Source organism: Stenotrophomonas sp. STEN018 (assembly GCF_056760235.1).
In genome coordinates, this window is the sequence record NZ_JBRREK010000027.1 from 63,743 (window position 1) to 73,152 (window position 9,410).

4 protein-coding genes are annotated in these 9,410 nt (G+C 63.1%); 2 read left to right on the forward strand and 2 right to left on the reverse strand.

Annotated elements, in window-relative coordinates; translation table 11 throughout:
• Positions 1–23 precede the first annotated feature (23 nt).
• Positions 24–1,709 carry an Hsp70 family protein gene (locus ACVOMB_RS11950; protein ID WP_481531381.1) on the forward strand — a complete coding sequence of 562 codons (1,686 nt, stop codon included), beginning with the start codon at positions 24–26 and terminating at the stop codon, positions 1,707–1,709.
• Entirely contained in the window at positions 1,706–3,232 is a 1,527-nt protein-coding gene (locus ACVOMB_RS11955) for a J domain-containing protein (protein ID WP_481531382.1), read from the forward strand. The genes ACVOMB_RS11950 and ACVOMB_RS11955 overlap by 4 nt, the downstream gene beginning before the upstream one ends.
• Before the next feature lie 261 nt (positions 3,233–3,493).
• Here ACVOMB_RS11955 and ACVOMB_RS11960 read toward each other — a convergent pair whose 3' ends face one another.
• Together ACVOMB_RS11960 and ACVOMB_RS11965 are read right to left on the reverse strand one after the other, a co-directional pair.
• Positions 3,494–7,354 (reverse strand): translocation/assembly module TamB domain-containing protein, encoded by a 3,861-nt coding sequence (locus ACVOMB_RS11960; RefSeq protein ID WP_481531383.1) that lies wholly within the window; start codon positions 7,352–7,354, stop codon positions 3,494–3,496.
• Entirely contained in the window at positions 7,351–9,150 is a 1,800-nt protein-coding gene (locus ACVOMB_RS11965; RefSeq protein ID WP_481531384.1) for an autotransporter assembly complex protein TamA, read from the reverse strand. The genes ACVOMB_RS11960 and ACVOMB_RS11965 overlap by 4 nt, the downstream gene beginning before the upstream one ends.
• Positions 9,151–9,410: the final 260 nt, after the last annotated feature.

Below are 9,410 nucleotides of genomic sequence, written 5' to 3' on the forward strand. Positions count from 1 at the left end.
CAATCAGGACAGGATATTCAAGGATGATCGTTGGTATAGATCTGGGTACAACGCACTCTTCGATCGGCATGCACAGCGCCGATGGCCCGGTACTCTTCCCCAATCCGCATGGACAGCTGCTGACGCCGTCGGTGGTCAGCGTTGCCGATGACGCGGTGCTGGTTGGTCAGGCCGCGCGTGACCGGCTGGTCAGCCACCCCGGCGAAAGCGTCGCCCATTTCAAGCGTTGGATGGGCACCGAGCGCGAGACACGGCTGGGCGAACATCGCTTTCGTCCAGAAGAATTGTCTGCATTGGTACTGCGCTCACTCTTGGCCGATGCAGAGGCCGCGCTTGGCCACAAGGTCGAAGAAGCCGTCATCAGCGTGCCGGCCTATTTCTCCGACGCGCAGCGCAAGGCAACCCGCGCAGCCGGGCAGCTGGCCGGCATCCGCGTCGAGCGCCTGATCAACGAACCGACCGCCGCCGCGCTGGCCTATGGCCTGCAGCAGCGCGAGCGCGAAGGAAGCATCCTGGTATTGGACCTGGGCGGTGGTACTTTCGACGTTTCGGTACTGGAACTGTTCGACGGCATCGTGGAAGTGCATGCCAGCGCCGGCGATAACTTTCTGGGCGGCGAAGATTTCCTGGAAGTCCTTGCGCGCGCATTCAAACAGGACAACAAGCTCGATGCCGCCACGCTGAGTGCCGCCGAAGCCGCGCAACTCATGCAGCGCCTGGAACAGCTCAAACGTGAGCTGAGCGGCATCGGCCAGGCGAACCTGGAAATCACGCTTGCTGGTCGCGAACTGCAATGGGTCATCGACGAGCCACGCTACGCGCAGCTGTGCGAACCACTACTGCAGCGCATGCGTGCGCCCATCGAGCGCGCAATCCGCGATGCAAGGCTCAAGCCCGAGGCGTTGGACGACATCATCCTGGTCGGCGGCGCCGCTCGCATGCCGATGGTCACCCGCTTAGCAGCGCGCATGTTCGGACGTCTGCCCTTGCGTCACATCAACCCCGATCAGGCAATCGCTCTGGGTGCAGCCGTCGCTGCCGGCATGAAGGCACGCGACAGCGCGCTGCGGGAGATCGTGTTGACCGATGTCTGCCCCTACACACTTGGCACCCAGGTGTCGCGAATGGGGCCGGACGGCAAGGAACGGTCGGGCTATTTCCATCCCATCATCCAGCGCAACAGCGTGGTGCCGGTAAGTCGCGAGGATACGTTCCACCCAGTCTCCGCCGAACAGAAGTTTCTGCGCATCGATGTCTATCAGGGTGAAAGCCCCACCGTCGACAAGAACATCAAACTGGGCGAACTGCGGGTTCCGATCACCGCGCGCGGCGACGGGGACCGCTCGGTCACTACCCGCTTCACTTATGACATGGACGGCATTCTGCAGGTGGAAGTCACAGAGAACGCCACCGGCAAGCGTCATGAGCTGGTGTTGGAGCAGAACCCCGGCGTACTTGCGCCGGAGCAGATCCGCGAACGACTGAAGGCGTTGGACACGTTGAAAGTACACCCGCGCGAACAGCAACCAAACCTTGCGTTGATCGCACGGACCGAGCGTATGTACTCCGAATTTGTGGACCACCGCGAGCAACTGCAGGGCTGGCTGCTGCAGTTCCGCGAGGTCTTGGAGAGCCAGGATACGCAGCGGGTTGAGCGTGATCGCCGCGAACTGGACCGGGCGCTGGACCAACTTGAGGGCCTGCTGTGAACTGGGCATTTGAGGCGCTGGAGCTGGAGCACAGCGCAGACGAGCGCACCATCAAACGCGCTTACGCGCGGCTATTGCGTGACAACCGCCCCGATGAGAATCCCGAAGGCTTTCAGCGTCTGCATGAGGCCTACCAGACTGCGCTGCAGTGGCAACGCCACCGCCAGGACATTGCCGAGGAACAAGAGAGCGAACAAGACTACGATGACGTCTCGTGGACCTTGCAGCCGGAACCGGAAGCGATCGCGGATACTGCCACACCAGCACTGTTGGCGAACCACCCCGGCTTTCCACCAGCGCAGCAGCAACAGGCTGCCACACCGCTTGTGTTCGAATGCGTAGCGAGCCTTGAGTCGCCGCAGACTGCGCCACCGCACACACTTGATACGGCAGGCTTCGCCGAGCAAGCACTGCACGTCGACATTGGCGACTTGGTTGAGCGCATCACCGATGCCGCGCGCACGCTCGCACCCGACGCATTCAATGACTGGCTGCTGGCCTGCCCCGAGCTTTGGTCACTCACTGCCAAAGCAGAGGCAGGTGATGCGTTGCTCGGTCGGCTTTGGAACGGGTCTGATTCCATCAATGGTGCCAACTTTGATCTGATCGCAGCGGCGTTTGGCTGGGATGAAATCGGTACGCATGTTGACCCCGATGCACTGACGGTCATGGCCACGACCATGCACCAACGTTGGATATGGCAAGCCGGCAATGAATCAGCGCTGGCCATACAACTGCAAACGGACGAAGACGCACCGGCGACGTTGCCGGAAGCAACGCTGTGCCGCACGCTGCTGAGCCGCCCATGGCGTCATATCCAGGCCTTGCTCAGCGCGGCAAATCCGTCGCGCCTGCACATGATGCAAAGCGCTTTGGGGCACGTTGGTGGCACCAATGCGCATCTACCCTGTCCGCCACTGTGTGAAGAGCAGGTCCGCTTCTGGCGTGATGTAACTGCCGAGAACAGGCTGACCCGTGATCGCTTTCTTCTTGGCTTGATTCGCGGTGGCGGGTTGGCACTGCTGTGGTTGCTGCTGCCATTGGCCGCCTATCTGATGAAAGCCAATGACGATCTCAAAGCAGGTGCTGGTTGGCCCTCGCCTGGTGGCCTTTTTCCACTAAGCATTACCGGCATACTGTTCATGCTGCTTTTTGGCATGGGGCTATTGCCTTGGACGTTGCTGTTGCGGTGGCTGATCACGCCGACACCAATGCGGGTATTGTTGGCATCAATGGCTGTGACAGCCATGCTTCTAGGAGCAGAGGAGCCTTCTGTTTCCGGCACGATACTGGGAGGCGCCACGCTATGGCTGGCGATGGGGAGGATCGTTTTCACATCCCCGCAATTGGCACGTTTTTCCCCGCTACTGGCATTGGGAATCTTCATCGCCGCTCCCTTCGTCGTAAGCAATACCAAACTGTCTTTTGCAATGCTGACTGGGTGCCTGACGCTGGCGCTTTGCATCTTCGACCTCGGTCGATCGCATCGTCGACGCTACCTCACCAACACCCAATGCGGCTGACATTACACCGGGTGGAATAGACAGCGGTCACATACTCAAGCAACGCGAAGCTACGCATTTCTACTCCAAGCAATTTCACCTCAATACGGACATTGATCGATCGCGTGACTGGCGGCGGGAGCTGTAGGAGCGGCATCAGCCGCGAAACCACTGCAGCGTGACTTCGCGACAAAGCTGATCTTCGGCCATTGCAATGCGCCAATGGCTGCGGGCGGAGTGGTGGCTTCGCGGCTTACGCCGCTCCCATAACACTCCGTACCCTCAGCGCTCCTTGCGCCAGTTCACCGAGCCGCGGTTCTCGACCGTTGACGATTCCACTTCGATGTCGAAGCCGCGCCGCAGCAGGTACTTCAAGGTCAGTACCGAGCCGCTGCCAACCAGCGAGACGCCGTAGCCGATGTAGAGCTTGGGCGTGATGTATTTGCCTACGCCGATCACCGAGCCACCCAGCGCGCGTGATTGGCTGACGCCGGCATCGTCCAGGCCCAGCTTTGCACCCACCTGCGCGGCGAGCAGGCCGGTACCGGCCGACAATGCCGCCGAGGCCGCGTTGACCTGCTGTGCCTGGTCGCTGCTGGCCATGCTCAGGCTGCGCCCCAGCACCAGATAGGCCAGCGATTCGGATTGCGACATCGCCGGATCCGACCACACGTCCACCTTCGGCTGCTGCGCGCGGCCGGTGACGTGGATGCCGGCGGTGACATCGCCAATCGAACGCTCGGCCTTGATGTTGATGCGCGGATCGGAGACCACGCCGTAGTTCCATAGCAGCTGGCCATCGGTGATGGTCAGGTCCTGACCATAGGCCTTGTAGCGGCCGCTGACTTCCAGGCCGCCGTTGGCGGTCATCTCGCGGCCCGGACGCGCACGCACCTGCATCTTGCCGGTCAGCGCGCCCTTCAAGCCGAAGCCACTCATCTTGACCTTGTCGCCGAGGCTGACGGTCAGGTCCATGTCCAGCGGCGAGGACGGGCCTTCTTCCGGGTCGACCGGGTCCAGCACAACGATATCTTCCGAGGCCGAGGTGCCACGGTCCAGGCGCTCAAGATCCAGATCGGCCTCGGGCACATGCACGCTGCCACGCAGTTCCATCGCGGTGCCAGCCAGGGTGAAGTCCAGATCCGGGTTGGCCACCACCCGCAGTTCGCTGGTATTGGCCAGCAGCACCTTGTCGCCATGGATATGCAGCTGCAAGGGCTGCGCATCACCGAACCAGGACAGGCCACCGTCCACCTGCAGCGTGCCTTCGCCACCGGTCTTGGTCGATGCGCTGATACGCGCCGAGCCGTCGGGCTGGGCGATGAAACTGCCCTTGCCTTCGCTCAGGGTCAGGCCCAGCGCCGGGAATTCACCGGTGAAGTTGCTGAGCTTGGCCTCGCCACCCAGGGTCGGCTGCGAGCGCGTGCCACGCAGGCTGACGTGGCCTTCGATCAGCCCTTGCGGGCGCACCAGATCTGGGGAAAACAACTCCAGCCAGTACAGCCGCGCGATGTTCATGTACAGCTCGCCAGTGAGCGCCGCGTTGGGCTCCCAACCGGTCTGCACCTTGGCATCGATGAAGCCGTCGCCCTTGAAGCCGACGCCGAGGTAGCCCTTGATACCGTTGGGCAGCATGTCGACGTTGAGCGAGAAGTTGTCGTAGCGCACCAGCTCGCCACGGGCGTTGTCGCCGAGGCGGATGCCGCCTTCGGCCGAGGCTACCTTGAAGGCCCCCTCCCAGGCATTGCCACGCGGGCGGATGTTGCCGTCCAGGGTGAGTTCACCGCGCAGATACATGCGGCGGCCTTCATTGGGTGGCAACCATGGCTGCACCAGTGCAAGCGGCAGGGCATCACCGCGCAGCTGCAGCCCCTCACGCGGCCAGTTGGCTGCAAGGCACAGGGCACCGCCGGTATCCGAGCCCAGACAGGCATTGGCGAGAGTGAAGTTGCTGCCCTGTGCACTGAAGGCGGCCGGCTGCCGCAGCTGCCACGGCGCGCCCTTGACCGGCGCGATGCGCAGCGAGGCAAGCTCGCCGCGCCAGGTCTGGCCCTGCTGATGCACGCTGCCGCTGAGCACGACCGCGCCCAGCTCGTTGCGGGTGTCGGCTTCCAGCTGCAGGTTCTGCACGCTGCCACGCGCGTTGATGTTGACCTGGTCCAGCAGCATGCCGACTTCGACCGCGCTGCCATGGATCTCCAGCGCGCCGTTGTTGCCCTGCCATGGCAGGCGGCCGTTGATGCTGATCTGCTGCGCCTTCCAGTCGTCCCATTGCAGGCCATTGCCGCGCAGGTCAGCGGTGATGTCCGGCTGGCTCGGCGTGCCACGCAGCTGCAAGGTACCGGCCAGGCTGCCGGTGCCGCCGGGCAGCAGATCGGACAGGTGCAGCGGCTCCAGCCGCGCATCCACGTCCAGACGATCACCGACCTTGCCCTTGGCCTCGATCTGGCTGTCGCCCATCACCAGCCGTACATTGCCCTCGCCCTGCATGCCCTGCAGCGCGAGCTTGGCGCGCGCATCGACACGACGGCCGCGCAGCGTGCCGTTGATCTGCGGCACATCCAACGTCGCCTCGAAGCGCATATCGCTGCTCCCGGCCACCACCGGCAGCTGCTTGCCCTTGGAGGCCAGCGAGCCGGACAGATTGCCTTCCCAGCCCGGTGCGAAATAGCCGGGATCGAACTTGGACAGCGTCGCGTCCACATCCCAGGCCAGCGTCGGTGCCCATGCCGCCGAACCCTTCAGTTCCAGCGCGCCACCGGGCGTGGTCGCCTTGAGGCGCTCGATATGTGCCTGCTGGTCATTGCCACGCACATCGAAATCGAGACTGGCGTCCTGTGCTTCACGTGCCACATCGGCTTTGCCAACGGCGGCCCAGTTCTTCAGATTTCCCGCCACACCCAGCCGCGCTTCCTTCAGGTGCAGCGGCACCGGGGTGCTGTCCGGCGAACTCGGGTCCGGCTCAGGCGTGTAGGTCAGTTGATTGGCCACCACTGCGAAGCGGAAGCCCGGATTCTGTGCATCGCTGAAATCGGCAGTGCCCTGCAGGCGCACGCTGCCGCCGAAGGCTTCTGCAACCAGCGGCGCGACGGTCAGCACCTGCTTGTCGATGGCGACATTGGACGGTGCCAGCACCAGCTCGTTTTCACCCTGGCGTACCCGGCCCTGCAGCCGCGCCTGACCGCCGCGACCACGCGCAGTGAAATCCAGCGCCAGCGGTGCCGGTGCCTCGGCCAGGAACTGCGCCGGTACCAATTGACCGATATCCAGCTGCTCACTGCGCGCGGCCACATTCCACACCGGATCGCTGCGTCCGTCCAGAATGAAATTTACGTGCAACGGCTTGGGCGCATAGCCGGCCACTGCAACTTCCATATGGGCCAGGTTGCCACGTGCGACCAGACCCAGCCGCGCGGCGGGCTGGCCCGGACGTGGCGGCATCAGCGCGCGCACGGTCAAGTCTGTCGCGTAGTCTTCGCGCGGCAAGTAATGGCCGTCGATGCGGAAATCGCCGAGGTTGCTGTTGACCTTGATCTGGTTGGCGGTGAATTCACCGTTGGCAGCTTCAAGCCCACCACGGACCTTGCTGATGTCGATGATCGGCTGCTGCAGCTGGGTGATGCGCAGGCCATCGATGACGATGGTGTCGGCCTGCAAGGCCAGCGGCAACTCGATGGCGGGCAACACATCCGGCCAGTTGGGCAGCTCGAAGGGCTTGTCTTCCGACGGACCGAGTTCCAGCGTGGCGTCGCTGATGCGCAACGCATCCAGGCGCAGTTTGCGGCCGAGCAGCGGGCGGATATCCGGGTCCAGATAGGCCTTGCCGGCAGTGAAGTGCAGCTCGTTGTAGCGGAAATCCAGGTCGTGCAGGATCAGCGGGCCGGCCAGCGGACCTTCGGCCTTGCTCCAGGTCAGCGATGAACCGGCTGGCAGGCGTGCCACCACCTGCGCCAGCAGCACCTCCCGCCCGGCCACGGTCTGCAGCAGCCAATACAGCGCGAACAGGCCCAGCAACACCAGCACGGTGATGGTGATGCCGCTGCGTACCGCCAGCGTGCGCAGCCGCGCCTTGCGCTTGGCACGCAGCTCGGCGATGCGCGCTTCGCGCTCTTCCGGACTCACCTCGTCGGGCCGGCGGCTCATAGGTCCGCTCCGATGTTGAGGTAGAGCTGGAACTGCGAATCAGGGCTGTTCAAACCATGGGCGATATCAATACGCACCGGGCCTACCGGCGATTTCCAGCGCACGCCGAAACCGACGCCGGTATGCAGGTCTATGTTGTTGTCGAAGGCGCTGCCGGTATTCACGAACACCGCGCCGCCCCAAGGGCCGCCGCCAAAGTAATGCTCATATTCGGCCGAGCCGATCACCAGGTTCTTCGCGCCCAGCGCGAACTTGTCCGGTGCCGGCGTGCGTGGGCCGACTTCGCGGTAGGCATAACCACGGATGGAACGGTCACCACCGGCGAAGTAGCGCAGGCTCGGTGGCATCGATACCAGATCACTGGTCCAGGTGGTGCCGGCCTGCCCACGCAGGATCAATCGGTCCGAATCACCCAGCGGGATGTACCAGCGCACGGTGGCATCGGCCTGGACAAAACTGGTATCCGAACCGGCGCCTTCGATGCCACCACGCATGGTGGCATTGCCGCTGATGCCGCGACGCGGGAAGCTTTTGTCGTCAACGTTGACGTAGTCGGCGGTGAGCTGTGGGTAGACCAGCGTCGAGTAATTGTAGACAGCCGCGTTGAACTGGTTGCCGGAGCTGTAGCCCCAGCGTTCGCGCAGTGCATTCATCGAGACGATGGCGGTCAGGTTCTCGTTGATTTCGCCGCTGCGGCTGGCGATCAGCTTGACGTTGCGCAGATCGATGTAATCGGTCTGCTCGTCATAGGCACTGACCGCATAGCTGTACCAGCCATCCAACCAGCGGAAACCCGGCACGCGGTAGCTGGTGATGAAGCTCTTGCGCCGCTGCGCGTAGTCCAACTGGGTGCTGAGCTTGTGCCCGCGACGATTGACGTAGCGGCGCTCGACGCCGCCGCGCACACCCGGGCCGCTCTCGCTGCCATAGCTCAGGCCGGCGGTGTAGATGGTGCGCTTGGCGCGGGTCAGTTTGACGTTGACCGGCACCTCGCCGTTGTCATCGGCCTGCTCCGGATGCGGCTGGATGTCGATGACACTGAAGTAATCGAGCTTGGTCAGCGACTCGCGCAGACGGTCGAGCTTGCCTTCATGCCAATAGCTGCCCTGCTCCCAGTACACCAGTGGCTCGAACAGACCCGGGCGGAAATAATCCTGCTCGAAGGTGATCTGCCCCATGTTGTAGCGGCGGCCGCTGTCCCAGGTGAGGAAGATGTCGGCGGCGTTCTCGGCACGGGTCACTTCGACCTTGCGCTGGGTGAAATCGGCATCGAAGTAGCCACGCTCGGCCAGGCGGCGGGTGATGGTGATCTTGCTGGCCTCGTAGCTGACCGAGTCGAAGACCTCGCCAGTCTTGGGATGGAAGGCTTCGATGTCCTCCTGCAGGTACTTGTCACGCGAGGCCGGGCCGGTGATGTCCAGCTCCTGGTTGCGGACCTTGACCTGCGCGCCCTTGTCGACCTGGATCAGCACCTGCAGGGTATCGCCGGTGCGTGGTGCCTCCACGGTGATCTTGGGGTTGTAGAAGCCGAATGGCTCCAGCGCCGTACGGGTCTGCCGCTCAGCCTGCGACAGCAGGTAGTCCAGCCGTGACTCCCCCTGCACCTTGCCTATCGCGTCGTAGACCGACAGCGACACCTCGATGTTTTCAATTATCTCGGCGTCGTCACCCTTGTCCAGACCTTTGATCTGTACTTTTTCGATGGTGCCGCGGGCATGGGCCAGAGGTGCTGCTGCCAGCGAAGCCAGGAACAGAAGGAACGGGGTAATTCGAGATAGCTGCATGCGCGCCAGCATACCGGTCTGAACATGACCAGCAAAATCACGGCCTCATCATGCCGCCCCCGGCGGTAGTGCCGAGCCATGCTCGGCAGGGGCTCCACCAGTAATGACTCCGTAGTGCCAAGCCATGCTCGGCAGAAGCTCCACCAGCAATGCCTCCGTAGTGGGGGGGCCCGCCGCGCCAGGGCGGGACCACCCCACACCAACAAAAGCCAAAGCGCGGGCCAACAAAGATATTTTTAGGAGAGAGCCGAAACAAAAAAAAAAAACCAAAA